23 protein-coding genes and 1 tRNA gene are annotated in these 26,288 nt (G+C 69.5%); 14 read left to right on the top strand and 10 right to left on the bottom strand.

The features are described 5' to 3' along the window. Positions 1-142 precede the first annotated feature (142 nt). On the top strand, positions 143-1,210 hold the full coding sequence (locus A8G15_RS22710; protein WP_068164895.1) for a sigma-70 family RNA polymerase sigma factor: 1,068 nt from the start codon (positions 143-145) through the stop codon (positions 1,208-1,210). Here the strand turns inward: A8G15_RS22710 and nrfD are convergent. The 4 genes from nrfD to selD all read right to left on the bottom strand — a co-directional run bounded on the left by nrfD (position 1,198) and on the right by selD (position 7,584). Then, positions 1,198-2,217: an NrfD/PsrC family molybdoenzyme membrane anchor subunit gene (gene nrfD / locus A8G15_RS22705; protein WP_068164891.1), complete on the bottom strand. Its 1,020-nt coding sequence runs from the start codon at positions 2,215-2,217 to the stop codon at positions 1,198-1,200. The two genes, A8G15_RS22710 and nrfD, sit on opposite strands and share 13 nt — an antisense overlap. Continuing rightward, the gene (locus A8G15_RS22700; protein ID WP_068164889.1) at positions 2,214-3,128 is read right to left on the bottom strand and encodes a 4Fe-4S dicluster domain-containing protein; all 915 of its coding nucleotides are present in this window, start codon (positions 3,126-3,128) and stop codon (positions 2,214-2,216) included. Before A8G15_RS22700 ends, nrfD begins: the two co-directional genes overlap by 4 nt. Continuing rightward, positions 3,125-6,448 carry a formate dehydrogenase gene (gene fdh, locus A8G15_RS22695; protein WP_245687961.1) on the bottom strand — a complete coding sequence of 1,108 codons (3,324 nt, stop codon included), beginning with the start codon at positions 6,446-6,448 and terminating at the stop codon, positions 3,125-3,127. The genes A8G15_RS22700 and fdh overlap by 4 nt, the downstream gene beginning before the upstream one ends. Positions 6,449-6,561: 113 nt before the next feature. Beyond that, positions 6,562-7,584 carry a selenide, water dikinase SelD gene (selD, locus tag A8G15_RS22685; RefSeq protein WP_068164881.1) on the bottom strand — a complete coding sequence of 341 codons (1,023 nt, stop codon included), beginning with the start codon at positions 7,582-7,584 and terminating at the stop codon, positions 6,562-6,564. Between the two features lie 58 nt (positions 7,585-7,642). Here selD and A8G15_RS22680 point away from each other — a divergent pair. From A8G15_RS22680 to selB, 3 genes are all read left to right on the top strand, one after another. Next, positions 7,643-7,737, top strand: a tRNA-Sec gene (locus A8G15_RS22680). A 30-nt stretch (positions 7,738-7,767) separates the two neighbouring features. Next, complete coding sequence (selA, locus tag A8G15_RS22675) at positions 7,768-9,084, top strand: L-seryl-tRNA(Sec) selenium transferase (protein ID WP_068164877.1); 1,317 nt, start codon at positions 7,768-7,770, stop codon at positions 9,082-9,084. Then, on the top strand, positions 9,084-10,826 hold the full coding sequence (gene selB, locus A8G15_RS22670) for a selenocysteine-specific translation elongation factor (protein ID WP_068164874.1): 1,743 nt from the start codon (positions 9,084-9,086) through the stop codon (positions 10,824-10,826). Before selA ends, selB begins: the two co-directional genes overlap by 1 nt. 59 nt (positions 10,827-10,885) lie before the next feature. Here the strand turns inward: selB and A8G15_RS31205 are convergent, their stop codons facing one another. The 4 genes from A8G15_RS31205 to A8G15_RS22660 form a co-directional block, all read right to left on the bottom strand. Next, entirely contained in the window at positions 10,886-11,023 is a 138-nt protein-coding gene (locus A8G15_RS31205; RefSeq protein WP_169833929.1) for a hypothetical protein, read from the bottom strand. Between the two features lie 64 nt (positions 11,024-11,087). Further along, positions 11,088-11,252, bottom strand: coding sequence for a hypothetical protein (locus A8G15_RS30790; protein ID WP_156665513.1), 165 nt, complete (start codon positions 11,250-11,252; stop codon positions 11,088-11,090). A gap of 60 nt (positions 11,253-11,312) precedes the next feature. Next, positions 11,313-11,618 carry a hypothetical protein gene (locus tag A8G15_RS22665; RefSeq protein ID WP_068164871.1) on the bottom strand — a complete coding sequence of 102 codons (306 nt, stop codon included), beginning with the start codon at positions 11,616-11,618 and terminating at the stop codon, positions 11,313-11,315. Between the two features lie 517 nt (positions 11,619-12,135). Next, complete coding sequence (locus A8G15_RS22660; protein ID WP_068164869.1) at positions 12,136-12,588, bottom strand: VOC family protein; 453 nt, start codon at positions 12,586-12,588, stop codon at positions 12,136-12,138. Between the two features lie 165 nt (positions 12,589-12,753). Here A8G15_RS22660 and A8G15_RS22655 point away from each other — a divergent pair, with 165 nt between their 5' ends. The 4 genes from A8G15_RS22655 (at position 12,754) to A8G15_RS22640 (ending at position 16,682) form a co-directional block, all read left to right on the top strand. Beyond that, positions 12,754-13,719 (top strand): pirin family protein, encoded by a 966-nt coding sequence (locus A8G15_RS22655; protein WP_068164866.1) that lies wholly within the window; start codon positions 12,754-12,756, stop codon positions 13,717-13,719. 51 nt (positions 13,720-13,770) lie between these two features. Next, entirely contained in the window at positions 13,771-14,547 is a 777-nt protein-coding gene (locus tag A8G15_RS22650) for a pirin family protein (protein ID WP_068164864.1), read from the top strand. 58 nt (positions 14,548-14,605) lie between these two features. Then, on the top strand, positions 14,606-15,538 hold the full coding sequence (locus tag A8G15_RS22645) for a PaaI family thioesterase (protein ID WP_245687960.1): 933 nt from the start codon (positions 14,606-14,608) through the stop codon (positions 15,536-15,538). 106 nt (positions 15,539-15,644) lie between these two features. Then, positions 15,645-16,682: a peptidase associated/transthyretin-like domain-containing protein gene (locus tag A8G15_RS22640; RefSeq protein ID WP_068164860.1), complete on the top strand. Its 1,038-nt coding sequence runs from the start codon at positions 15,645-15,647 to the stop codon at positions 16,680-16,682. 28 nt (positions 16,683-16,710) lie between these two features. Here the strand turns inward: A8G15_RS22640 and A8G15_RS22635 are convergent, their stop codons facing one another. Next, positions 16,711-17,898, bottom strand: a complete 1,188-nt coding sequence (locus tag A8G15_RS22635) for a serine hydrolase domain-containing protein (protein ID WP_068165021.1) — start codon at positions 17,896-17,898, stop codon at positions 16,711-16,713. Between the two features lie 173 nt (positions 17,899-18,071). On the opposite strand from A8G15_RS22635, the gene A8G15_RS22630 reads away from it, so the two are divergent. Beyond that, positions 18,072-20,045, top strand: a complete 1,974-nt coding sequence (locus A8G15_RS22630; RefSeq protein WP_068165019.1) for a M13 family metallopeptidase — start codon at positions 18,072-18,074, stop codon at positions 20,043-20,045. Positions 20,046-20,102: 57 nt separating this feature from the next. Here A8G15_RS22630 and A8G15_RS22625 read toward each other — a convergent pair whose 3' ends face one another. Further along, complete coding sequence (locus A8G15_RS22625; RefSeq protein WP_068164856.1) at positions 20,103-20,720, bottom strand: TetR/AcrR family transcriptional regulator; 618 nt, start codon at positions 20,718-20,720, stop codon at positions 20,103-20,105. Between the two features lie 174 nt (positions 20,721-20,894). Here A8G15_RS22625 and A8G15_RS22620 point away from each other — a divergent pair, with 174 nt between their 5' ends. From A8G15_RS22620 to A8G15_RS22600, 5 genes are read left to right on the top strand one after another with little or no spacing between them, the layout of a single operon-like run. Further along, positions 20,895-22,496 (top strand): AMP-binding protein, encoded by a 1,602-nt coding sequence (locus tag A8G15_RS22620; protein WP_068164852.1) that lies wholly within the window; start codon positions 20,895-20,897, stop codon positions 22,494-22,496. After that, a complete protein-coding gene (locus A8G15_RS22615) occupies positions 22,493-23,314 on the top strand; it encodes an alpha/beta fold hydrolase (protein WP_068164849.1) in 822 nt (273 codons plus the stop codon). Before A8G15_RS22620 ends, A8G15_RS22615 begins: the two co-directional genes overlap by 4 nt. 33 nt (positions 23,315-23,347) lie before the next feature. After that, the gene (locus A8G15_RS22610; protein WP_169833928.1) at positions 23,348-24,106 is read left to right on the top strand and encodes an SDR family NAD(P)-dependent oxidoreductase; all 759 of its coding nucleotides are present in this window, start codon (positions 23,348-23,350) and stop codon (positions 24,104-24,106) included. Beyond that, complete coding sequence (locus A8G15_RS22605) at positions 24,099-25,484, top strand: amidase (RefSeq protein WP_068164844.1); 1,386 nt, start codon at positions 24,099-24,101, stop codon at positions 25,482-25,484. Before A8G15_RS22610 ends, A8G15_RS22605 begins: the two co-directional genes overlap by 8 nt. After that, positions 25,481-26,284 (top strand): enoyl-CoA hydratase/isomerase family protein, encoded by an 804-nt coding sequence (locus A8G15_RS22600; RefSeq protein ID WP_068164842.1) that lies wholly within the window; start codon positions 25,481-25,483, stop codon positions 26,282-26,284. Before A8G15_RS22605 ends, A8G15_RS22600 begins: the two co-directional genes overlap by 4 nt. Positions 26,285-26,288: the final 4 nt, after the last annotated feature.

The raw sequence follows: 26,288 nt of genomic DNA, 5'->3' as shown, positions 1-26,288 counted from the left end.
GCCGGCGTCTCCGTCGTCCTGCGCAGTGTTGGACGGTACCTGCAGTGCACAGATACTTCGAGTGGCTGTTTCTGTCGGGCCCGCCGACTACCCTCGTTCGGGTATCCCGAGAACATTCGTGTCGACCGAGGCGGGCAGGGCCATGACCGAACAGGCGCTCGACGTAGTAGAGGACTATCCGGATTCGGTGGGCGGAACCGCCGAAGCGGACTTCATGAGCCGCGCGGATCCGTACCGTCGTGAACTGCTCGCGCACTGCTACCGCATGAGCGGGTCGATCCACGACGCCGAGGACCTCGTGCAGGAAACCTATCTGCGGGCGTGGCGCGGCTACGAGAACTTCGGGGGCCGCGCCTCGCTGCGGACGTGGCTGCACCGCATCGCGACCAACGTGTGTCTCACGGCGCTCGAGGGCCGCTCGCGCCGTCCGCTCCCCACCGGGTTGGGTGCGCCGAGTTCGGATCCGGCGGACGACCTGGTGCAGCGTCCCGAAGTGCCGTGGCTGGAGCCCATTCCGGGCGCGTTCGGCGACGACGGCCACTCCGACGACCCGTCCGATCCGGCTGTGATCGTCACGTCGCGCGATTCGATCCGGCTGGCGTTCGTGGCTGCGCTGCAGCATCTGTCTGCGCGGCAGCGAGCGGTGCTGCTGCTGCGGGAGGTGCTGCAGTGGCGGGCCTCCGAGGTCGCCGCGGCGCTCGGCACGACGACCGCGGCGGTCAACAGCCTGCTGCAGCGCGCCCGGGCCCAGCTCAACGATGCCGACGTCACGCGCGACAACCTCGCCGAACCGGACAGCGCCGAGACCCGGGAACTGGTCCAGCGGTGGGTCGACGGTTTCGAGAACTACGACATCGACTCGATCGTCCGGATGCTCACCGAGCAGGCCGTCTGGGAGATGCCACCGTTCGACGGCTGGTACCGCGGCGCCGAGAACATCGGCACGCTGATCCGGGTCAACTGCCCGGCGAAGGGTCCCGGCGACCAGATCCTGATTCCGACGGTCGCGAACGGGCAGCCTGCGCTCGGGTTGTACATGCGCGGCGAGGACGGGCAGCACCATCCGTTCCAGTTGCAGGTGCTCGACATCGTCGGCGGCCGGGTCGTGCACGTGACCGCGTTCTTCGAGGTGGGGCTGTTCGAGAAGTTCGGGCTGCCGCCGACGCCGCCGGCGCGCGACCGACACGACGGTGCGGCTCAGACCCGGTAGCGCACCGGCTCCCCGCGATCGACCCGCTCCCGCTGGGGAACCACGGTGTACCTGGGGTCCTTCGCCGAGGCGATACCCGCCTCGTAGACACCGAGACGAGTGCACAACGAGCCCACCATCAGCGCGGCGCCGGAGATCATCGAAAGCACCCGGCTGCGGCGTCCGGCAAGCGCGCCGACGGTGCCTGCCGCAGTGAGCACCGTGCTCGCCCTCATCAGCCGTCCTGCCCTGCCCAGGTGGAGTGTCTCGGCCGGCAGACCCATCGACCGCTCCATCCGGCGCCCCGCCGCCAGCTCGACGAGCGCGCCGCCGACGGCGAAGACGCGCGCGGGTCCGGCTTCGGCGACCGGCGCACCCAGGAGACCGAGGCCGCCGGACGCCGCGGCGGCAGACCCGCAGAACACGAACGGCAGCTCTTCGTAGGCGGAGTGCCAGGCGGGGGTGGCGGTGTCGGAGAGGAGTACCGCGGTGTAGGCGGCCACGGGTGGCGCGGTCGCGGCCCCCACGAGCCCGGCGGGCCGGCCGAGGGCGAGCAGGAGCCGAACCGGTCCCCGCTTCCACCGGGTGGGCAGCATTCCGGCCAGCTCCGCTGCCGCAGCGACTCCGGCGAACGGGCCGTGCAGCGACAGGATCCAGGTGCCGACCGACATCGGCGAGGTCGGCTTGGCCACCCGCAGCATGTTGAGGAACCGGGCCGGCTTGCCGAGGTCGTGGACGAGGGTGCCCATGCTGACGAGCAGGCTCACGAGCGAGCCGAGCCGGGCGACCCGGCGCAGCGCAGGGCGGCCGGTCAGATCCGCGCCCGCGGCGAGCATCGAGGATCCGGCCGCCACTCCTCCGGAGAACAGGTAGACGGCGATGTCGTGTTCCCAGGGCGCCGGCTTCACGATGGGGCGTCCGTAGTAGGACTCGAAGTCGGCCTCCGGCACCATCACCCGGTCGCCACCGCGACCGGCTCCGGACCGGTGTGGACGCCCCGGGCTGCCGCCGTGCTGCACCTGCGTCATCCGCGCCTCCCGAGGAACGACAGGGCCGCGCCCGTCAGCATCGCGGCCGCCGCGACGGCGGCCCGGCTCCACATCTGCGGCAGGTCCTTGGTGGTCACCACCGGGTCGGGCGGCAGACCGTAGACCTCGGGCTCGTCGAGGAGCAGGAAGAAGGCACCGGTACCGCCGACCCCGTCCTCGGGATCGTTGCCGTAGAGCCGGGCGTCCGTGACGCCCTGCTCGTGCAACCGCGCCAGCCGCTCGTCGGCCCGCCGGCGCAGCTCCTCGACGTCGCCGAACTGGATCGACTCGGTGGGGCACGCCTGCGCGCACGAGGGTGTCTGTCCGTCGGTGAGCCGGTCGTAGCAGAGCGTGCATTTCTGGGCGATACCGACTTTCGGGTCTCCCTCCGGTCCCTTGCGACGGTCGATGACGCCGTACGGGCATGCGGCGACGCAGTAGCCGCACCCGTTGCAGATGTCGTCCTGCACGACCACGGTGCCGAACTCGCTCCGGAACAGGGAACCGGTCGGGCAGACGTCGAGACAGGCGGCGTGGGTGCAGTGCTTGCAGACGTCGGAGGACATCAGCCACCGGAAATCCGGCTTCTCGTCGTCGGGCCGGTCGCTCGGTGCCGCCCCGACGGTGGGCATGCCGAGCGATACCGATTCCCGCTGCTCGGCCGGTCGCTCGATGAAGGCGACGTGACGCCATTGATTTGCGTTGAGCGAGTGGCTGTTGTCGTAGGAGGTGCCGAGCATCGCGAAGACGTTCTCGGGGACGTCGTTCCACTCCTTGCAGGCGACCTCGCAGGCCTTGCAGCCGATGCACACGCTGGTGTCGGTGAAGAAGCCCTTCCGCGCCGGCGAATCCTCGTATCCGGCGTCGGGCGCGGGATCGAGTGGCCCGAAGAGACTGTTGCGGCCGATCACTCGTCCTCCTCCGTGGTGCGTGCCTCGTCCGAAACGGTGACGGCGGGGTCGCCCGCGACCGTGACGATGGGTGGGTAAAAATTGCCGGTTACCCCGGCCCGGCGTACGTATCCCTCGACGTACTCCCGCAGCGCCGCACCGACCGGCCGGCGTCCGGGCCGGACGTCGCACGTACCGACCTTGGTCTCCTGGATGAGCACGTTGGGGTCCAGGGTGATGCCGAACAGGTCGTTGGCCGAGTCCCCCGTCACCATGCCGCCCCCTCCCCAGTGGTAGGGCATCCACACCTGATGGACGGTCCGGCCCTCGACCTTCAGCGGGCGCAGCCGGTCCGTGACCAACACCCGGCCCTCGATCGCCGAACGGGCGGTGACCACGTGACACCAGCCCATGTGCTCGAGCCCCCGTTCGGCCGCGAGGGCGGGCGAGACCTCGACGAACATCTCCGGCTGCAGCTCGGCGAGATGCTCCAGGTAGCGGCTCATCGCGCCCGCGGTGTGATGCTCGGTGAGCCGGCTGGTCGTGAACACGAAGGGAAAGACCCCGACGTGTTCCTGCGGCGGTGCCGGATTCATCGGGTTGTCACCGCGGCGGTACTCCATGCGCGTGGGGTTGGCCTGCTGCCCGTAGAGCAGATTGCGGAACGGTGACTCGACGGGTTCGTAGTGGGTCGGCATCGGTCCGTCGACGAGTCCCTGCGGCACGTAGAGAGCGCCCTTGCCGTCACCCTGCATGATGAACGGGTCGATCCCCTCGAGCGCCTCGACACCGTCGGCGCCTTCGGGCGAGCGATAGTCCGGCGGTTTGGTCCTCTCGAAGTCCGGCACGTCCTCACCCGTCCACTGCCCCGTGCCGGCGTCCCACCACACGTAGGCCTTGCGCTCGCTCCACGGCCTGCCCTCGGGGTCGGCGGACGCCCGGTTGTAGAGGATGCGGCGGTTCATCGGCCACGCCCAGCCCCACTCCGGAGCCACGAACGACTGCTCGTGACGGGACTTGCGGCGGGCGGCCTGGTTGACGCCGTCGGCGTACACCCCGGTGTAGATCCAGCAGCCGCCCAGTGTGGAGCCGTCGGCCTTCATCTCGGTGAACGACGACAGCGGCCGACGCGTCGCCAGGTCGTATCCGTTGATCTCCATCAGCACCGATTCGGCGCTGGGCTCGTCGTGCTCGCCGTGCACGGGATAATCCCAGGCCAGGTCGAGCAGCGGTCGGTCGCGCTCGTCGGTCGACCCCGCCAGCCGTTCTCGGATCAGGCGCCCGAGGTGGTAGAAGAACCACAGTTCCGAGCGGCAGTCCTCCGGCGGCTCGACGGCCTTCTCACGCCACTGGAGCATTCGCTGGGTCTGCGTGAAGGTGCCTTCCTTCTCCGCGTAGGAGGCCGCCGGGAACAGGAAGACCTCCGTGCCGCACTCCTCCGTCACGATCTCCCCGGTCTCGACCTCCGGCGAGTCCTTCCAGAAGCTCGCACTCTCGATCTCGAACAGATCGCGCACCACGAGCCAGTCGAGGTTCGCCATCCCGAGCCGCTGGGCCCGGCCGTGCGCCGATCCCACGGCCGGGTTCTGGCCGAGGAGGAAATAGCCCTTGACCTTGCCGTCGATCATGTCGAGGACCGTGCGGTAGGTGCCGTGATCGCCGGTGATCCTGGGCATGTGGTCGTAGCAGAAGTCGTTGTCCGGGGTGGCTGCGTCGCCCCAGTAGGCCTTGAGCAGGTTGACGGCATACGCGTCGGCCTGCGACCAGAAGCCCTTGCTGCCCGGTTTGCGGACGCTGTCGACCCACTCCGACAGCGTCGCGTGCCGGTCGGCGTCGGGCATCGGCAGATAACCGGGGAGGATGTCGAACAGGGTGGGGATGTCGGTGGAGCCCTGGATACTGGCGTGGCCGCGCAGCGCCATCACGCCTCCGCCGGGGCGGCCCATGTTGCCCAGCAGCAGCTGCAGGATGGCGCCGGTGCGGATGTACTGCACGCCCACGCTGTGCTGGGTCCAGCCCACGCTGTAGACGAGCGCGGTCGTCCGCTCCCGACCGGAATTCTCCGTCCACGCCCGGCAGACCTCGAGGAAGTCCTCCTGCGAAACGCCGCACACCTGCTCGACCACCTCGGGGGTGTAGCGGGCGAAGTGCCGTTTGAGCACCTGGTAGACGCAGCGCGGATGCTGCAGGGTCTCGTCCCGCCTCGGGCTGCCCGCGACCTGGATGCCGTGCGCCTCGTGCTGCAGGCCCGCGGCGGTCTCCCTGTGCTTCGCGTGATCCCCGGCGTCGTCGGCCTGGGACCGGTGCAGATCGCCCGGTTCGTCCTCCACGTCGTACTGCCAGCTCGTCGGGTCGTAGGTGCGCGACTCGGCGTCGAAGCCCGAGAAGAGCCCGTCGAGGTCGTCGGTGTCCGCGAACTTGTCGCTGACGATCGCCGCGGCGTTGGTGTAGTCGACGACGTACTCGCGGAAGTCCAGCTCGTTGCTCAGCACGTAGTTGACGATGCCGCCGAGGAAGGCGATGTCGCTGCCGACCCGGATGGGCACATGCTTGTCCGCGACGGCGCTGGTGCGGGTGAAGCGCGGGTCGACGTGGATGACACGCGCACCCCGCTTCTGCGCCTCCACGACCCACTGGAAACCCACCGGGTGGGCCTCGGCCATGTTGGAACCCTGAATGACGATGCAGTCAGCGTTGGCGAGGTCGGCTGTGAAGCCGGTGGCGCCGCCGCGCCCGAAGCTGGTCCCCAGACCGGGGACGGTGGCGGAGTGTCATATGCGGGCCTGGTTCTCGATCTGGACCGCCCCCATCGCCGTGAACAGCTTCTTGATGAGGTAGTTCTCCTCGTTGTCCAGCGTCGCACCGCCGAGGCTGGCGATACCCATCGTGCGCCGGACCCGGCGGCCCTTCTCGTCGAGTTCCTGCCAGGTGTCACGCCGGGTGCGCAGCACCCGGTCGACGACCATGTCCATGGCGGTCTCGAGGTCGAGATCCTCCCACTCGGTGCCGTAGGGCCGCCGATAACGGACGCGGGTCTCACGCAGATCGCTGGTGACGAGATTCTTGCTCGCCGAGCCCTTGGGACAGAGCCGGCCGCGGTTGACCGGGCTCTCGGGATCTCCCTCGATCTGGACGATCTGCTCGTCCTTGACGAAGATCCGCTGTCCGCACCCGACAGCGCAGTAGGGACAGACACTGCGCGCGACCCGATCGGCGGTCGAGGTGCGCGGTTCGATCTCGTCGGTACTCCGGGAGCGGACCGCCTTCCCGCGCCCGAGCAGATCCTTGCCGACGAGCTGGCGCAGCACGGGCCACGGGAGAGACGATCTCTTCTCCGTCATCGGGCCTCCTGGTGTGCGCTGCCGACCCCGGAAGTGACGGGCCGACACAGCTTCGTGCCGCGTGTTCCGAGCCTAGGACAGGTCGTTCGGGTCGTCCAGCGGTGCGCGCGGCGTCAGCGCACCCGGATCGCCTGTGCTCCCGCGGGAACCACCTCGCCGATCACCGGGTGCCCGGGCAACTCCCCCACGACCAGGAGTCCGCCGGACGTCTGGGCGTCGGCGAGCAGAAGCAGCTCGTCGTCGTCCACCGCGGAGTCCACGTGGTCGCGGACCCACTCGAGGTTGCGCCGGCTCCCGCCGGGCACGAACCCCTCGGCGAGCGACTCCCTCGCACCGCCGACGTACGGGACACTCCCGGCGTCGAGCACCGCGGTCGTACCGCTGGCCCGCATCATCTTCATCAGGTGGCCGAGCAGACCGAATCCCGTCACATCGGTGGCGGCACGGACGCCGGTCGCGCCGGCGAGCTGCGCCGCGTCACGGTTGAGGGTTGTCATCACCGCGATCGCCTCGTCGAACCGCTCCCCGGTCGCCTTGTGGCGGTTGTTGAGGATGCCGAGACCGAGCGGCTTGGTGAGGGTCAGCGGCAGGCCCGGCGCGGCAGCATCGTTGCGCAGCAAGCGATCCGGATCGCCCAGCCCGGTGACCGCTAGCCCGTACTTCGGCTCACGGTCGTCGATGCTGTGCCCACCGGCGAGATGGGCGCCGGCCTCGGCGCACGCGTCGGCACCGCCCCGCATCACCTCGGCGGCCAGCTCGAAGGGTATGAGTTCCCGCGGCCAGCCGAGCAGGTTCACTGCAACCACCGGCGTGCCGCCCATCGCGTAGACGTCGGACATCGCATTGGTGGCGGCGATCCGCCCCCAGTCGTACGGATCGTCGACGACCGGGGTGAAGAAGTCGGCGGTCACGATCAGAGCCCGGCCGCTCCCGTCGGGTGCAGAGTCGATCCGGACCGCGGCACCGTCGTCACCGTTCTCGACACCGACCAGCAGGTCCCCCGTCGCGCGGCCTCCCGGCAGGCCGCCGAGCACCCGTTCGAGCTCGCCGGGCGGAACCTTGCAGGCGCAGCCGCCACCGGCGGCGTACTGGGTGAGCCGGACGGCTCCCCCGGGCAGGTCGGCGTGTGCGGTCATGGAGCCAACATACGGCCGAGCCGGGACCTCGGGCTCGGCTTCCGGTTAAGGTGAGCGCGGAGGCGGTTCTCGTCTGGTGACGGACGCGGTCTTCAAAACCGTTGTGGCCCAGTACCTGGGCCAGGCGGGTTCGATTCCCGTCCGCCTCCGCCAACTTTCGTGAACTGTGGGACGAGGAGGCGCGTGCCGGATCCGAGACGGGACATCCCCCGCACCGACCAGATCCTGGCGGATCCGCGCATGCGCGAGGCCGCAGACCGGCTCGGCACCCGCCTGGTGAAACAGGCGGTCGTCGCTGCCCAGCAACGGTGCCGAGACGGCGAGATCGAGCCGACGGCAGTCGCCGACGTCGCGGTCGCGTCGCTGCCGGACCGCGCGACCACCCTGCGGCGTGTGGTCAACGCGACCGGCGTGGTGGTGCACACCAACCTCGGCCGCGCCCCGCTCTCCCGTGCGGCGGTGGACGCGGTGGGCACCGCGGCAGGTGCCACCGACGTCGAACTGGACCTGACCACGGGCAGGCGCGGGCGGCGCGGTCGCGGCGCGCTCGAGGCACTCGCCGCGCAGGTGCCCGAGGCCGGAGCCGTCCACGTGGTCAACAACGGCGCCGCCGCTCTGGCACTGGTCACCCGGGTGCTCGCGCGCGGTGGCCGCTCGATCGTGATCGCGCGGGGTGAGCTGGTCGAGATCGGCGACGGCTTCCGGATCCCGGAGTTGCTGGAATCGGTGGGTGCCGGCTTGCGAGAGGTCGGCACGACCAACCGGGTGCGCCCGAGCGATTACGCCGAGGCGGTCGACTCCGACACCGCGTTCGTTCTCAAGGTGCACCCGTCCAACTTCAGGGTCAGCGGCTTCACGTCGTCGGTGCCGGTCCGGGAGCTGACCGGACTGGGCGTCCCCGTCGTGGTCGACATCGGGTCGGGACTGCTGACGCCCCATCCTCGCCTGCCGGACGAGCCCGACGCCACCACTGCGCTGCGCGCCGGGGCCGATCTCGTAACCGCCTCGGGCGACAAACTACTGGGCGGGCCGCAGTGCGGTCTGTTGCTCGGCGAGGCGGGGCTGGTGGAGCGGCTGCGACGCGACCCGTTCGCTCGGGCGTTGCGCGTCGACAAGCTCACCCTGGCGGCGCTCGAGGCCACGCTGACCGGGCCGACACCTCCGGTGCCGGCGGCGTTGACCCGCCGGCCGGACGACCTTCGGCCCCGGGCCCGGACGATCTGCGAGGCACTCCCGGCCGAATTGGACCCGCAGGTCGTCGATTCCGACGGCGTCGTGGGCGGTGGCGGCGCCCCGGACGTGGTCCTGCCGAGCGTCGCGGTCGCGCTGCCCGAACGCCTCGCCGGTGCACTACGCCTGGGCGAGACTCCGGTCGTCGGCCGCCTCGAGCGTGGCCGACTGTTGCTGGATCTGCTGGCGGTCGCTCCCGAGGAGGACGGGGAACTGATCGACGCCGTACGACGCGCCGCCGGGAACACGATCGACGGCGAGCCGCGCTGATGCACGTCGTCGCGACCGCCGGGCACGTCGACCACGGCAAGTCCACGCTGGTGAAAGCTCTGACCGGGACCGACCCCGATCGGCTCGCCGAGGAACGACGGCGGGGACTGACCATCGAGCTGGGGTACTGCTGGACGTCCTGGCCAGGAGTCGGAGAGGTCGCGTTCGTCGACGTCCCCGGACACGAGCGATTCCTCACCACGATGCTCGCCGGAGTGGGACCGGTCCCGGCCGCCCTGCTCGTGGTGGCCGCCGACGACCCGTGGATGCCGCAGACGGCCGAGCACCTGGCCGCGCTCGACGCTCTCGGCGTGCGGCACGCCGTTGTCGCGGTGACCCGGTCCGATCTCGCCGACCCCGGTGCGGCCGCTGCGCGTGCCGCCGCGGAGATATCACGCACGGGTCTGGCCGGGGCTCCCGTCGTCGCTGTGAGCGGCCGTACCGGAGCCGGCCTCGACGACCTCCGCGCCGCCCTGACGACGATGGTCGCCGGCCTGCCGGACCCGGACCCCGACGCCGATGTCCGGCTCTGGGTGGACCGCCGGTTCACCGTGCGCGGCGCCGGGACCGTCGTCACCGGGACGCTCCCCGCAGGGACGGTCCGTGTCGGCGACACCCTGGCCGTCGGCGAAACGCCGCTGCGGGTGCGCGGTATACAGGCGCTCGGACGCGACCGGCCGGCGGTGAGCGGCGTGGCCCGCGTAGCCCTCAACCTCACCGGCCGGGTCGACGACGTGACCCGCGGCAGCGTGCTGGTGACACCCGGCGCCTGGCACCACACCTGCGTCGTGGACGTCCGGATCACCGGCGCCGACCGGCCCCCGGCCGCCCCCGTTCTGCACGTCGGTGCCGCGGATGTCGACGCCCGCTGCCGCCCGCTCGGGAATGACCTCGTTCGGCTCACCCTCGCCCGGCCGCTGCCCTTCCGGATCGGGGACCGCGCCATCCTGCGCGACCCGGGCCGCCGGACGATCTGGCGGGTCGACGTCCTCGATCCGGACCCGCCACGCTTCCGTCGCCGGGGCGCCGCGGCACGCCGCGCCTTCCAGCTCGCGGGCGCCGACGGCGTTCCACGACTGGCCGACGAGCTCGGCCGTCGCGGCATCCTGCACCGGGACCGGCTGCGGCAACTGGGCATCCCGCGCCACGAGGGCGACCACCTGGTCGTCGGGCCGTGGCTCGTCTCCCCCGCCTTCGCGAGGGCCGTCGGCGACCGGCTGCCCGCACTGGTCGAGGAGCACGCTCGCACGCATCCGCTGGATCCCGCGGTGCCGCTGGGGGTCCTCGCGTCGCGGCTGAGGCTCCCTGAACCCGACCTGGTCCGGGCGCTGGTGCGCCCACCTCTGAGCGTGGTGGGCGGCCGGGTCCTCGGGCCGGGCGCCGACACGCTGCCGAGCAGTGTGCGGGACGCCGTCGACGCGGTACGCCGCGACCTCCTGGCTGCTCCGTTCGTCGCTCCGACGGCCGGCCGGCTCCGGGAGCTCGGTCTCGACGACAGGGCGCTGGGAGCGGCCCACCGCAGCGGGCAGCTGTGGCGGGTCGGCCCGGGGATCGTCCTGCTTCCCGACGCCGCCGACGCAGCCGTTGCCCGGCTGCGGGAGCTGGAGCAGCCGTTCACGATCAGTGCCGCGCGCGAGCGACTGGAAACGAGCCGACGGGTGGTGCTCCCCCTGCTGGATCAGCTCGACCGGGCCGGGCGCACACGGCGGCTCGCCGACGATCGGCGCGAGGTCACCCGGTAGGACCCCACCTGCCGTTCGACGATCGTCGAGAACTCGCCGGGGGTGCGCCGGCGGCTCGGTCAGCCGTTCTGATGGAACAGCGCCCCCGGGGTTCGGTGGCGGCGGCCACCGCGACGGTTCAGGGCAGCTTGCGCCGTCATGGTTCCGCCGATACCTCCGACGAGCACGAGCAACAGCAGGGCGACATTGAGATTCACGGGCAATTCCTTCGACAAACAGATCGACTGTGGTGACCGGGGACCGGAAACGGGTACGGCACGGTCAGCGCGGCGTCCTTGGGCGGGTGCCGGGCACATCCGGCTCTTCGGGGGCGGCGTCACCGAACATGGCCGCGATTCGAGCCTTGATCTCCGCGGTGCTGATCGCACCCGGACGGGCGATGCTGCCGGTCGTCGAGGACGTCCTGGAGCCGGTGGCAACGGTCATCGTGCAGGTTCCTGCTTTCTCGGTGTTGTTCGAATTTCTGCGAAGGTGAAAGTGATCGGGTCAGATCATGATCGAGGCGGCGGCGACCGCGAACAGGATCGCCAGCGTGGCCGCGACGGCCACTCCTACCGAGCCACTGACCATCCAGGACGGAACGATCACGCACGCGGCGGAGCCGACGGCAGCTCGTGCACCCGATCGCAGCCGTCCGGCTTCGGATCGGCCCGCCGACTGCGAGCCGTCGCGGCTGGGGGCCGGCCACCGGGTCGAGGACGCCGAGATCCGTGCGCTCCAGCGCCCGCCGACATCGACGGGCGACGCCGCATACTCCCGGGCGGGGCGGACACTGCCGGTCCTGCCACGCACGTCGGATGATCCGGCAACGCATCCGGTACGAACGGCACGCCGGTCGGCGACATCGACTACAGCTTCAGCGCACAAACCTTTCGGGCCCCTTCTGCTTCCTGCGACCGTCCGGCAGATCCCCTGCCCGAACGGCGGCATTGAAACGAAATAGCCGTGAATTCGCGTCACAATCAGGTGTGATGTGAATCACGGTGCATCGCATGGATGTTCTTTGTACCCGACGCCCGGTCCCTTCGGCCACTCGGACGGTCGTCCAACATCGTTGATGCACCCGGTGCCACCTGCGGGAATACGGAATGCCCCCTCGTCGCGACCCGAATTTCCCATGTGGAATTCGCCGGTACCGAGAAATATCCGGGGAATTACCGAGGCCGGAAAAAAATCGTGCGCGACTGCTGGATTTCGAGGACAGGAATGAGATCCGTACACCCTTTCGAGAACGCGTACACCCCTTCCGGACAACCGGAAGGGGTGTACGCCGCACAGCTGGGGTGTAAGCCTCCGCAGGGACGACCGATCAGGACTGGGAGGCCCCTTCCGCCTGCGGCCCCATCGCCGCCGCCGCTGCCTCGACGTCCATCCACGACACCTCCCACACGTGGTTGTCGAGATCGCGGAACGCCCGCCCGTACATGAATTCGACGTCCATCTCGGCAGAGCCCGGTGTGGTCCAGTCGGTCCCGCCCGCGGCAATCGCGGCGTCGACGATGCGGTCGACGTCGGCGCGGCTGTCGCCGGAGAAGGCGAGCAGCACCTCTCGGGCCCTGCTCGTGTCGCAGATGTCGTCGTTGATGAAGTTCCGGAACCGCGGCTCCTCGAGGAACATGATGAAGGTCTGGTCGTTGATCTCCATGCACGCGGTGTTCGCGTCGCAGAACATCTCGTTGAACGTGAAGCCGAGCGCGTCGAAGAAGGCACGAGTCGCGGCGACGTCCTTGACGGGCAGATTGGCGAAGAGCATGCGGGACATGTGGTGCTCCTGTGGGTCGCGGTCCGCGGTGCGGGCCGGTCGGTGCGGTCACATGGTTCGACTCGCACGAGCACGAAAACTCATCGCGCGCCCGGGGCCGGGAACATTCTGCCCGTACACCGGGTTAGAGTAGTTGCATAATCAACTACTTGGGAGGAGCCCGCGATGCCTGCGGTCACCGTCGACAACATCCTGACCCTGCCCCGGATCGAGGCCCCGGAGCCCGGACGTCCCGCTCGCTCCGTGCTCGGCGTGCGCACCGCCCCGGTCGGCTACGAAGGCGAGGGATTCCCCGTCCGCCGCGCATTCGCCGGCATCGACCAGCGTTTCCTCGACCCCTTCATCCACATGGACCAGATGGGCGAGGTCCAGTACGCGCCGGGCGAGCCGAAGGGCACGCCGTGGCACCCGCACCGCGGCTTCGAGACCGTGACGTACATGATCGACGGCATCCTCGAGCACAAGGACTCGAACGGCGGTGGCGGCACTATCACCGGTGGTGACACCCAGTGGATGACCGCCGGCGCGGGCATCCTGCACATCGAGACACCGCCCGAGCACGTGGTCGTCAGCGGCGGGCTGTTCCACGGCGTGCAGCTGTGGGTGAACCTGCCCCGCGACAACAAGATGGCCCAGCCCCGCTACCAGGACATCGCCGGCAGCAACGTCGCGCTCGCGTCGTCCCCCGACGGTGGCGCGCTGATTCGCGTCGTCGCCGGTGAGATCGGCGGGGTCCACGGTCCCGGCGTCACCCACACCCCCATCGCGCTCGCCCACCTCACGATCGCGCCCGGAGCGTCGGTGACGCTGCCGTGGAACCCCGGATACAACGCGCTCGCCTACGTCCTGGCCGGTGACGGCACCGCCGGTGCCGAGCAGGCACCGATGCGGTCGGGCCAGACCGTGGTGTTCGGTCCCAAGGGCGATTCCGTCACGCTGACCGCCGCTGCCACACAGGATTCGCGCACCGAATCGCTCGAGGTGTTCCTGCTGGGCGGCAAGCCGATCCGCGAGCCGGTCGCGATGTACGGGCCCTTCGTCATGAACACCAAGGCCGAGATCGTCCAGGCCTTCGAGGACTACCAGGCCGGCCGCCTCGGGGCGATCCCCGCCGAGCACGAGCAGCACTGACGGTCGCCGCCGCAACTACGCTGAATCCCGCACCACCCCGAGAGGAACACCATGTCCCAGACCCCGCTGATCGACGTCCGGCGCGCCGACGACCGGATGAAGTCGAAGATCTCCTGGCTGGATTCGAAGCATTCCTTCTCCTTCGGCCACCACTACGATCCGGACAACACGCACCACGGCCTGCTGCTGGTCAACAACGACGACATCGTCTCGCCCGGACAGGGTTTCGACACCCATCCGCACCGCGACATGGAGATCGTGACCTGGGTGCTGCGAGGCAGCCTGGTGCATCAGGACTCGATCGGTCACTCCGGGGTCATCTACCCCGGGCTCGCTCAGCGGATGAGCGCCGGAACCGGGATCCTGCACTCGGAGAAGAACGACTCGTGGCGGCTCGACGGCGTCACCGGTACGCACGCGACCGAACACGCGAATCCGGTGCGGTTCGTCCAGATGTGGGTCGCACCCGACGAGGCCGGGATCACCCCCGGCTACGAGCAGCTCGAGATCGACGACGAACTGATGCGCGGTGGCCTCGTTCCCGTAGCCTCCGGGATGGCGAAGGACCGGGATCACGCAGCGATCCGGATCCACAACAAATACGCCGGCCTGTCGGTCGCGCGGCTGCAGCCGGACCGGACGGTGACCCTGCCCGAGGCTCCCTACCTGCACGTCTTCGTCGCCGACGGCAGTGCGGATCTCGAAGGTGTCGGCCCGCTCTCCGAAGGCGACGCAGTGCGGTTGACGAACTCCGGTGGGCAGCGCCTGAGCACCACCACGGGAGCGGAGGTCCTCGTCTGGGAGATGCACGCCACCATCGGGCGGTGACGACCGTCCCCGGGACCTCACCGGCCGCGCCGTGGGGAACGGGTGGTAGAGAGAACGGGTGACCAGCACCACCCACATCACCGCGCTCGACCGTCCCGCCGTCGTCATGGGTATCACCCGCGACGCGACCTCGTCCGACTCCGTACGGATCACGCAGCCGATCGGTCCGATGCTGTTCGATCATCGCGGCCTCACCACGCTCGGGTCGATGGGTGTGCTCACCGACATCGTGGTCGGTGCGCCGGCCGCCGACGCGCTGCGGACGCGGGCCGGCGCGCCGGTCGGGACGGTCCTCGCACAGCTGAGCGTGTCGACGGCGAACCCGTTCCCGTCCGAGGGCGGGATCGCCGGGACGGGCCGGGCGCTCCACGCGGACGACGCGACGGCGCTGGCCGCCGCCGAGATCGTGGACGACTCCGGCCGGCTCGTCGCGCACGTCGCCGGGCGGGCGATGGCGGTGGGACGAGCCCGCACCGACGATCCCGAGATTCTGCCCGTGGCGGTGGCGCACAGCGTTCCCGAACCCGAGCCGTGGGACGAACCGGCGTCCCTCACCGGACGTTCCGGACTCGGCATCGTTCAGGGCATCGTCGACGGAACGGTCGCCCGCGGACCTCTCGCCGCCCTGCTCGCGCTGCGGTTGCGCCACGCCGAACGAGGTCTCGTCGACGGCACGCTCACCCCCGGCGCCTGGATGGCCAACCCGTACGGTTCGATCCAGGGTGGCGTGCTGGTCTCCGTCGCCGACGCGATCAGCGGTCTCGCCGCCCAGACCCTCACCGAGCCGGGCGGACGGTACCGGATCCTCAATCTGAGCGTCGATTACCTGCGCTCCCCCGACGCCCCTGGTCCCGATGTCCGGGCCCGTGCCGAGGTGGTCCGAGCCGGACGACGGCTCGCCACGATCGAAGCGCAACTGACCGGTGACGACGGCACGGTCTATTTCCGTGCCCACGCGAACACACAACTGTTCGCCGCCGCTCCGGCCTGACCCCTCCCGGCCCTTCCGCGTTGCCAGGAACCTCCCAGCGATCTCACGACGGACGCCCAGCCCCGCCCGCCACGATGAAGTCACGATCTCGACAACGGGAGGAACCGTGAACAAAGACGTGGAGCTCAGCCGCAAACGGGTGAGCCGCCGACGGGCACTGGCGCTCGGCGGAACAATCAGCCTCGGCGGCCTGCTCGCTGCCGCGTGCGGCACCGACAGCAGCAGCACCGGCGGCACCGCGACGTCCGCCGCCGGCTCCGCGACGACCGACGCGACTGCGGCCTCGGGCAGCATCGAGGAGCAGCTCCGGGCGCTTCTGGACCAGGCCCCGAGCTGTGTGATGACCAGCGAGGAGACACAGGGTCCGTACTGGTTCGACGTCGATTCGATCCGCCGCGACATCCGCGAGGACCGTCCCGGGCTGGAACTGCAGCTCGCGCTCCGAGTGCAGGATCTCGCGAACTGCAGCGCCGACGGCTCCGCAGGCGCGGTCGCGAACGCGGTCGTCGAGATCTGGCACTGCGATGCCGGTGGCGTGTACTCGGGCTTCGAATCCGGTTCGATCGCGGCCAACCAGGGCGGCGGCGGCCAGGGCGGCGGCGGCCAGGGCGGCGGCCCCGGCGGCGGCACCCCGCCGACGGGCGGCCCGGGCGGCCCGGGCGGCATGGCACCGCCGGACGGCATGACTCCCCCGGACGGCATGACTCCGCCGAGCGGCGCACCCGGCGGTATGGGTGGTTCCGGCGGTATGGGCGGCTCCGGCGAGACGTCGGACGGCTCGTACAGTGTCGGCGACAACGAGGCCACCACCACGGACGACGGCACCTACCTGCGTGGCGCCCAGGTGACCGGCGCGAACGGCATCGCCTACTTCACGACGATCTTCCCCGGCTGGTACGTGGGTCGCACAGTCCACATCCACGTCAAGGTGCACATCGACAAGTCCACGGTGCTCACCACCCAGTTGTACTTCGACGACGCGCTCAACGACGAGATCTTCTCCACCGTCGACCCGTACACCGATCACACCGGACGCGACACCCGCAACGACTCGGACGGCATCTTCGACGAGTCCGGGATGACGACCGTCTCGCGGCAGTCCGATCGTGTCCTCGCTGCCGTCAATCTCGGTATCGACAGCTGATCCGCAGGCCGGGCGGCGCGGCGTCGAGTCAGGCGGCGCGCCGCGCGAGCGACACCGCGTCGCCGCCCAGCCGCGGGAATCGCGCGTCGGAGATCGTCGTGGTCAAGGTGCTTCCGAGCCGGTTCGTCACGAATGCGAGCGACAAACCGGTCTCCGGGTCGGCGAAGGCACCCGACCCTCCGAAACCGTAGTGCCCGATCGACCGTAACGGCTGCTCCCGCAGGGCAACCCAGCCGGGGTGGTAGCCGAGCCGCCAGTTCGGCCGGATGCCGAGCACGTAGTCGCGGCGACGGGTCTGCACCTCGAGGATCTGTTCGAGGGTGTCCTCCTTCACGAGCCGAACCCCGTCGAGGGCACCACCGTTCGCGAGCGCACCGTACATGCGGGCGAGCGCGCGGGCACTGAACACGCCGTTCCAGCCGGGCATCACGGCGTCGTGAGCCGACGGGCTGCGCATCAGCTCGTCGAAACCGTCCGCCATACCCGCTTCGGCGATTCCCCGGATTCCCGGCATCCGCGACATCACCCTCGCGGTCGTGCCCCACGACGAGGGCAGCGGGTTCACCTTGGGGAAAACCGGTGCCAGGCGTCGTCTTTCGCTCTGCGGAACCCGGAACCAGAATTCACGCACCCCGAGAGGTCCGGCGAGTTCCCGCTCGACCAGTTCCGGGAAGGTCCGGTCCGTCACCCGGCACGCGATCTCGGCGACGAGATTGCCGTAGGTGACCGCGTGGTATCCGGGCCCGGCCAGCCGCCGCCGATCCGGTGCGGCGGCGGCGAGCGCCGTCGCGACGGCTTCCGAGTCGAGCAGGTCGAGCGGACCGGGCATCAGTCCGCGTACCCGGTGCAGGCCGGCCCGATGCGACATCAGCTCGCGGACCGTGATCGCTTCCTTGCCGGCGGCACCGAACTCCGGCCAGTACGCGGCGACCGGATCGTCGTAGTTCACGAGGCCGCGCTCCGCGAGCCGGTGCAGCACGGTGCTCGCCACACCCTTGCCGGTCGAGAAGGACAGGGCCACCGTGTCGTGGGCCCACCGGCGGTCGCGGGTGGCCCATCCCGCCCAGATGTCGAGGACCGGCTCGCCGTGCAGGTAGGCCGCCAATGCTCCGCCGCCCTGCTGCCGCGTGCGGAACATGCGAAAGAACCGATCGGCGACCTGCAGGAATCGAGGATCGACGATCATCTCCGTCGACGGTGCTGCATCCGCGGTCATGGGCGCGCGCTCCCGGTTCTCGCTCTTCTGCGGCCGGAACCCGGCCGATGACTCGTCCCACGATCGTACGACCGGTACGAAGCACGCCGGTGCGTTCCGGCACGCGCTGTGCCGCACATCGGTCACGCACCACTGTCTGCAGCGGCTCTCGAATCGGTGTAAGGATGGACCGCATGACCATCGCGCAGCACTCGGAGGCACGGCACTCCGGCATCGACCTCAGCCACGTCGACGAGGGCACCCGCGCCCAGGACGACCTGTTCGAGCACGTCAACGGCCGTTGGCTGGCCACGCACGAGATCCCCGCCGACCGCGCGCTCGACGGCGCGTTCCGCACGCTCGCCGACAAGGCCGAGATCGACGTACGGACGATCATCGAGGAGGCCGCGGCCGCCGATGCTCCCGTGGGCAGCGATGCCCGCAAGATCGGCGACCTGTTCACCAGCTTCATGGACACCGCTCGGATCGAGGCGGCCGGCCTCACTCCGATCGCCGCCGAACTCGACGCGGTCGCGGGCGCTGCCGACCGGGCGGAGCTGGCTGCGATCCTCGGGCAGTTGCAGCGTGTCGGTGTGGGCGGTGCGGTCGGGCACTACGTCGACACCGATTCGAAGAATTCCGAGCGTTATCTCATGCACGTCTCCCAGTCCGGCATCGGGTTGCCCGACGAGTCGTACTACCGCGAGGACCGCTACGCCGAGATCCGCGACGAGTACGTCGCCCACATCGGACGCATGTTCGCCCTGGCAGGTCTGGACCGCGACCCGCGGAGGGTCCTCGCGCTGGAGACGAAGCTCGCGGCCGGACACTGGGACGTCGTCAAGCGCCGCGACGCCGACCTGTCGTACAACCTGACCACGCTCGACGCGCTGCTCACCGAGCATGCCGGGTTCGACTGGTCCGGCTGGATCGCCGGTCTCGGGTCGACACCCGCGCAGTGGGCCGAGATCGTGGTCCGCCAGCCGAGCTTCCTGGAAGTCTTCGCCCGGGTGTGGACCGAGGAGTCGCTCGACGACTGGAAGACGTGGGCGATCTGGCGGGTCCTGAGGGCACGGGCTCCGTACCTCACCGAAGCGCTCGTGGACGAGAACTTCGCGTTCTCCGGCCGCACCATGACCGGAGCGCAGGAGAACCGCGAACGGTGGAAGCGCGGTGTCTCGCTCGTGCAGGATCTGCTCGGCGAAGCCGTGGGGAAGTTGTACGTCGAGCGGCACTTTCCGGCCGAGGCGAAGGCCCGCATGCAGGTGCTCGTGGCGAACCTGCAGGAGGCGTACCGGCGGAGCATCACCGATCTCGAGTGGATGAGCCCGGAGACGCGGACCGCCGCCCTGCGCAAGCTGGACAAGTTCACTCCGAAGATCGGTTACCCGGACGTCTGGCGCGACTATTCGGCGGTCACCGTCTCCGCCGACGATGTCGTCGGGAACTATCGGAGCGGGTACGCGGCCGAGTACGACCGGGATCTCGCGAAGCTCGGCGGGCCGGTGGACCGGGACGAGTGGTTCATGACGCCGCAGACCGTCAACGCGTACTACAACCCGGGTATGAACGAGATCGTGTTCCCGGCCGCGATCCTGCAGCCGCCCTTCTTCGATCTGCACGCCGACGACGCCGCCAACTACGGCGGGATCGGCGCGGTCATCGGCCACGAGATCGGCCACGGTTTCGACGACCAGGGCGCCAAGTACGACGGTGACGGCAATCTCGAGAACTGGTGGACCGATTCGGACCGCGACGAGTTCGGAAAGCGGACCACCGCTCTGATCGCGCAGTACGACGAGTTCGAACCGAAAGCTCTTCCCGGACAGCGTGTCAACGGAAGCTTCACGATCGGCGAGAACATCGGTGACCTCGGCGGCCTCTCGATCGCACTGAAGGCCTACGAGATCGCACTGGACGGCGAGCCTGCAGCGGTGATCGACGGGCTGACAGGCCTGCAGCGGGTGTTCTTCGGGTGGGCGCAGGTGTGGCGCACCAAGGTTCGCAACGAGGAGGCCACCCGCCGGCTCGCCGTCGACCCGCATTCCCCGCCGGAGTTCCGGTGCAACGGGGTCGTTCGGAACATCGACTCCTTCTACGAGGCCTTCGACGTCAATCCGGGAGACGCGCTGTACCTGGAACCTCGGGCGCGCGTGAAGATCTGGTGACGACCCTGCACGGCGGCCGCCGCCCGGATCGGGCGGCGGCCGCCGTGGGCGCTCGTCTCACCCCTCGTCCGTGAAGAACGTCCGATACCAGATCCGTGTGACGACCTCCGCGGCCTGCTCGATCGGGATCGGCGACTCCTGCAGCGCGTCCTGGGCGTACCAGACGTACGCCGACTGCTCGACCATGCACGCCATCGCCTCGACGATCACCCGAACCGGCTGACCGTCGCATTCCTCGATCCCGCACTTGAGTTTGAGCACCGTGGCGAAGCGATCGATGTGCCGGTTGCGCATCTGCCACCAGAAATCGCGGAACTTCGGTTCGACGCTCGCCGCCTCCACGAGGGTCCGCATGATGTCGCGGTTGTCGTAGTAGTGCGACAGATAGCCCGCATTGGATTCGAGCAGCGCCTCGTACGGTTCCGTTTCGAGCCGGTGCTTCGTCGCTCCGCTCGCCTGGAACAGGTCGTCGTGGGTATCGGCGATGAGCGCCGAGAACAGGTCGTCCTTGTCCTTGAAATACCGGTAGAGACCACCGAGCGACATCCCCGCCTCCGTGGCCACCCCACTCATGGTGGTTCCGACGTAGCCGTCGCGAGCGAACACCGAACGGGCGGCGTCGAGAAGGCGGGTCCGGGTGCGACGTCCCTTGGTGGTGTTCGGTACGTGCGGCATGACTCTCCTATTCGTTGCGGGCATCGTAACCGCTCAACGGGGCGATACGAGGAGTTTACAAAAAAGCGACGTCACTCTCTTGACTGTGAGCGGGTCGACATCCAGAATCGTTCCATCGACGCCGCGATCCCTCCCCGTTGCGGCCCCACCCGCCTTTCACCGAACGGAGTCACCGTGAACTCCCGCGTATCCACCCTCGCCACCGACACTCTCGACGAGAGCTCGGCGGCCGGGTCCGCGACTCGGACCCCCCTCGAACTGTTCCGCGCACATCTCGACCGCGCCCCCCACGCGCCGGCGGTTCGCGACGACCGGGACCACTCGCTGACCCGCAGGCAACTGTGGGACCGCGCAACCGACATCCAGCGCGAACTGTCGGAACACGGACTCGTGGCGGGCGACGTCGTCGTCCTGTGCCTGCCGAACTGGACGGAGTGGATGGCCGCGTACCTGGCGGTCGTCCGGACCGGTCTGATCCCCGGCACACTCCCGGTCACCACCGGCCCGAAGTCGATCGCCTACACCGCGAATCTCGTCGGAGCCCGGGCGATCGTGCTCCCTCGCGCACATCGAGGTCGCGACTTCTCCGCCGAATCCGAAGTTCTGGCAAGCGAATTCGGACGATGTCTCCAGGTCCTGCTCATCGACGGCGATCAGGAGAACCGAACCTGGCGAATGTTCGACGGCCCGACGGCCACGATTCCCGAGTACCCGGCCGGAACCGCGCACATCCTGTTCTCGTCCAGCACCACCGGCAAGTCGAAGGCGATCGCGCATTCCGATGCGAGCCTGAGCGCCTACAACCACGCCGTCATCGACCGGTACGCGGTCACCGGTGAACGGCCGATCTTCATGCCCTCCCCACTGGGACACAGCACCGGCTTCTGGCACGGCGCACGAATGTCCATGATCACCGGTGCGACCTTGATCCTGCAGGACGCATGGGACGCCGGCCGCGCCCTCGGGATCGTCGATCGTTACGGATGCGAAATCACGGTCGCTGCAACACCTTTCCTGAAGGATCTGGTCGACGCAGAGTGGACCGCCGAGGCACCGAAGCTGAACGGAATGCGGGTGTTCCTCTGCGGCGGCGCACCCGTCGCCCCGAGCCTGATCAAGTCGGCCCAGACCCAGATGCCCGGCACCCGGATCGCTGCGATCTGGGCGATGAGCGAGGGCGGGGCGACCTCCAGCCTTCCCGGTGACACCACCGAACTCGTCGCCCGGACCTGCGGGAAGGTCATGCCCGGAGTCACGCTCGAGGCGGTCACCTCCGACGGCGCAGTCGCTCCCCGCGGCACCGACGGTGAGATCGTCATGCGCACGCCGTCACTGTTCCTCGGATACATCGGACAGGACGAGATGTATCGCGAGTCCTTCACACCGGACGGCTGGTTCCGGACCGGCGACACCGGAATCGTCGACGAGGCCGGCTATCTGCGGCTGACCGGCCGCGTCAAGGACCTCATCATCCGCGGCGGTGTGAACATCTCGCCCGTCGAGATCGAGTACGCCCTCGCCGGCCATCCGCAGATCGCCCGCGTCGCCGTGGTCGGAAGCCCCGACGACCGCCTCGGGGAGCGTATCTGCGCCGTGATCCAGCCTCGCGGCACAGCCCCTGAATTCGAGGATCTGCTCGCCTGGCTCACCGACAACGGCGTTCCCCGCCGGCTGTGGCCCGAATCCATTCGGGTGATCGACGGCATGCCGGAGACTCCGGCCGGGAAGATCCGCAAGAACGTTCTCAGAGAGATCATTTCGAAGGAGATCGCATGACCAGCGGTGTCGAGGAATCCATGATCACCAGGACGGCAACCCTCGGCGACATCGACGTCACCTACACCCGCGCCGGCACCGGCCCCTCCGTGGTTCTCATCCACGGGCTCGCCGAGGATCACCTGAGCTGGCGGAATGTACAGGAGGCCGACCTGGGCGTCACCACCTACGCCTACGACCTGCGCGGCCACGGCAGCACCACCGTCGGAGCGCCCGACGGCACGCTCGCCCAGTTGCGCGACGACCTGCTCGCCTTCCTCGAGAACGTCACGGGCCCCGCGATCTGTGTCGGCTTCTCACTCGGCGGCACAGTGGTCCTGTCCGCCGCCGCCGTCCGCCCGGATCTCGTGACGAAGGTCGTCGCCCTCGGCACGTCCAGTGTCGTCGGTCGTGGCGCAGCCTCCTTCTACGCCGGACGCATCGAGTTGTTCCGCGGAACGAACCGAGCCGAACAGCGTGACGCCCTGCGCGCCGATACCGCTGCAGCGCTGCATAATCCGTCCTCGGACCTCGACTCGGTCACCACCGCCCGGCTCGCCGCGGTCGGCGACGCCGCCGGCTATATCAACGCCTCGACCGCGATGGCGGCACTCGTCGACTCGCCTCTCACGCCCGAGCTGTCGAAGATCGGCCCCGACGTCGGGGTAACCATCGTCGGCGCCGACCACGACAGCTTCTGCCCGAAGAAGGCCGCCGACATCATCCTCGGCGCAGTCGAGCACGCCACCTACGCCGAGATCACCGACGCCGGCCACCTGATGCTGGTCGATCAGCCCGAGCAGTCCATCGCGCTGCTCGAACGCGTTCTCGGCCACTGACATCCACCGAATCCCCCTCCGAAAGGCCTCATGATGCAAGAACGCCCGACCGCCCTCGTCACCGCCGCCGCGGGCGCCGGTATCGGCGCAGCCATCGCGACCCGCCTGGCTGCGGACGGTTTCGACGTCGTCATCACCGACATCCACGAGCGCCGCCGTCAGGAACTTGCGGACAAGCTCGCCGCCGACTTCGGCCGCGAATTCACACACCACAACCTCGACGTCACCGACGAAGCGCAGGTGGAGTCCGTCGTCGCCGAGATCGCCTCGACCAAGGGCAGGCTCGACGTCCTCGTGAACAACGCCGGCTGGAGCAAGATCGAGCCGGTCGCCGAGATGTCCTCCGACACGTGGCGACGCTGCCTCGACGTCGACCTGAACGGCACGTTCTACACGATGCGGTACGCCCTGCCGGTCATGCAGCAGAACAAGTCCGGCGCGATCGTCAACATCAGCTCGATCGCCGCATACGAGACCAGCACCGAGCACGGCGCCGCCTACTCCGCCGCCAAGGCGGGCGTCCTGGCACTGACACGCGTCGCCGCCGCCGAGAACGGCAAGTTCGGCATCCGCGTCAACGCCGTCACGCCCGGCCTCATCTACAACGACTTCCTCCGCAAGATCTACCCCGACGAGTTCTTCTCCGGCTACGCCGAGAATCGGTCACTCGTGGGTCGTGTCGGCCGTCCCGAGGACGTCGCCGGACTGGTCTCCTTCCTCGCCGGCCCGGACTCGGGCTACGTCACCGGTGAGGTGTACGGGATCAGCGGAGGGGTGCATCCGCATGGCTGAACAGTATCTTCCGATCCGGGAACTCACCGATGCCTTCGCCCGCGGCGACCTCTGCCCGGTGGACGTCACCGACGACGTCCTGGCACGCATCGAGCGAGTGAACCCGGAGGTGCACGCGTACGTCGTCACCCTCCCGGAACTCGCCCGCGCGCAGGCCGCCGAAGCAGCCGATCGCTACCGCAACGGCGACCGCACACCGCTGCTCGGCGTGCCGGTGTCGATCAAGGACGCCTTCCATCTCGCCGACACCGAAACCACTCTCGGATCGCTGACACAGCGGGGCCGCATCGCCCGTTCCGATTCCGGCGCCGTGGCACGACTGCGCGCCGCCGGGGCGGTCATGCCCGGAAAGACGAACGTGCCCGAGTTCTGCCAGTCCGCGACCAGCGACAACCTGCTCGGGCCGGACACCGGGAATCCGTGGGACATCACCCGGACCCCGGGCGGCTCGAGCGGTGGCGCCGCCGCATCCGTCGGCGCCGGGCTGGCCACGATCGCGCTCGGCTCGGACGGTGGCGGGTCCATTCGGATCCCGGCCGCCTTCTGCGGACTCGTCGGGTTCAAGCCCACTACCGGACTGTGCCCGGACGAGCGGGGCTTCCGCGCCATGACCGACTTCGTCACCGCGGGACCTCTGGCCTGGACCGTCGACGACGCCCGCCTCATGGTCGAGGTCCTGGCCGAGACCACCTTCGAGCGCGCGACCGTATCCCGGCAGCGGATCGCCTACTGCCCGCGACCGGACGGACGTCCCGTCGATCCCGCGGTCGCCGCTCGGCTTGCCGCGGTTGCGGCCACACTGTCCGATCTCGGACACGAGGTCGTCGAGACCGACATCCCGATCGCGGGCTGGAACGAGATCTTCGGTCCACTCGTCCTCGACGACGAACTGCGCGAACGCGGGCACCTGCTGGACCGGCCCGATCTGCTCACCGCGTACGAGAACGCCAGCCTGCGTGCGGCCGCGAAACTCCGGAGCGCCGATGTCTCCGCCGCCAGGGAGGCGCTGCCGCGGTTCCGGCAGCGGATCGACGAGTTCCTGCACCGATTCGACGCAATCCTCACCCCCACCGTCGCGACGGTCGCCTTCCCGCACGGTGAACGCCCCGCCAACATCGACGGCGTCGACGTCGACTGGCTCTGGGGACCATTCCCGTTCACCTCACCGTTCAACGTGGCCGGGACACCCGCGATCACCCTGCCGGCCGGTGTGGCCGACGGCCTGCCGATCGGCGCCCAGCTCGCCGCCGCGCGCGGTCGCGATGCGGCACTGCTGAACCTGGCCGAATCGCTCGAAACTGCGTTGCATTTCGACTATGCACCGGTGCGGACTCGCTGGGATCTTGCGCACACGCCGCAGCCGGAGCCGGTGCCGTGACCACCCCCGCTCTCACCCTCCATCGGCAGGACGACGACGTTCTCGAGGTCGTCCTGTCCCGGGCTGATCGACGAAATGCCCTGTCCCGCATTCTTCTCCGTGAGCTGCGCACCACATTCGAAGCGCTCCCGGACGGCACCCGCGCGGTGGTGCTCACCGCGTCGGGACCGGTCTTCTGCGCCGGCGCAGACTTCGCGGACCTGACGGGTACTTCCGCGGATCTGGAGTACGACCGGGACCTCGAAGCGGCGTGTGATGCCATTCGTCGCAGCGCCGTTCCGGTGGTCGCCGCCGTCGACGGCCCGTGTGTCGGCGCCGGCGTCGAGCTCGCACTCTCGTGCGATGCCCGGGTCGTCGGCACCGCGGCCTGGTTCCGGGTTCCCGCAGTGGAACTCGGGCTGCTCTACAACCCGGCATCGATCCGGCGGATCCACGCGACCCTGCCGCGCTCCACCGTCACCCGTCTGCTGGTCCTGGCAGAACGGTTCGATGCCGACGATGCCGCGCGCGGCGGCCTCGCCACCCACCGGGTCGACGGTGATCCCGCCGACCGGGCGATCACACTCGCCCGGTCCCTCGCGCAGACACCACCGGACGCCCTCGCCGCCACCCGCGCGCTGCTCCACGAGCTCGACGGCGGACGGTTCGACGAGAACGAATGGCAAGCGACCCGGATGCGGTTGCTCGACAGCACCGCCCGCCACGACGCGGTCGCATCCGCCGCGGTACGCCATGGCGGCACCGCCGCCGTCCGCCACAGCGGCACCGCCGCCGTCCGCCACAGCGGCACCGCCCGCTGATTCC

The sequence above is a fragment of the Rhodococcus phenolicus genome (genome assembly GCF_001646785.1).
Taxonomy (GTDB): domain Bacteria; phylum Actinomycetota; class Actinomycetes; order Mycobacteriales; family Mycobacteriaceae; genus Rhodococcus; species Rhodococcus phenolicus.
The sequence above is the reverse complement of the archived record's forward strand: the minus strand, read 5'-3'. Positions and strand labels throughout refer to the sequence as shown.

Coding starts and splice junctions, on each gene's coding strand:
- A8G15_RS22710 (WP_068164895.1), top strand. CDS start 143: ATGACCGAACAGGCGCTCGACGTAGTAGAGGACTATCCGGATTCGGTG.
- nrfD (WP_068164891.1), bottom strand. CDS start 2,217: ATGACGCAGGTGCAGCACGGCGGCAGCCCGGGGCGTCCACACCGGTCC.
- selD (WP_068164881.1), bottom strand. CDS start 7,584: ATGACCGCACACGCCGACCTGCCCGGGGGAGCCGTCCGGCTCACCCAG.
- selB (WP_068164874.1), top strand. CDS start 9,084: ATGCACGTCGTCGCGACCGCCGGGCACGTCGACCACGGCAAGTCCACG.
- A8G15_RS30790 (WP_156665513.1), bottom strand. CDS start 11,252: ATGACCGTTGCCACCGGCTCCAGGACGTCCTCGACGACCGGCAGCATC.
- A8G15_RS22660 (WP_068164869.1), bottom strand. CDS start 12,588: ATGTCCCGCATGCTCTTCGCCAATCTGCCCGTCAAGGACGTCGCCGCG.
- A8G15_RS22655 (WP_068164866.1), top strand. CDS start 12,754: ATGCCTGCGGTCACCGTCGACAACATCCTGACCCTGCCCCGGATCGAG.
- A8G15_RS22650 (WP_068164864.1), top strand. CDS start 13,771: ATGTCCCAGACCCCGCTGATCGACGTCCGGCGCGCCGACGACCGGATG.
- A8G15_RS22635 (WP_068165021.1), bottom strand. CDS start 17,898: ATGACCGCGGATGCAGCACCGTCGACGGAGATGATCGTCGATCCTCGA.
- A8G15_RS22630 (WP_068165019.1), top strand. CDS start 18,072: ATGACCATCGCGCAGCACTCGGAGGCACGGCACTCCGGCATCGACCTC.
- A8G15_RS22625 (WP_068164856.1), bottom strand. CDS start 20,720: ATGCCGCACGTACCGAACACCACCAAGGGACGTCGCACCCGGACCCGC.
- A8G15_RS22615 (WP_068164849.1), top strand. CDS start 22,493: ATGACCAGCGGTGTCGAGGAATCCATGATCACCAGGACGGCAACCCTC.
- A8G15_RS22610 (WP_169833928.1), top strand. CDS start 23,348: ATGCAAGAACGCCCGACCGCCCTCGTCACCGCCGCCGCGGGCGCCGGT.
- A8G15_RS22605 (WP_068164844.1), top strand. CDS start 24,099: ATGGCTGAACAGTATCTTCCGATCCGGGAACTCACCGATGCCTTCGCC.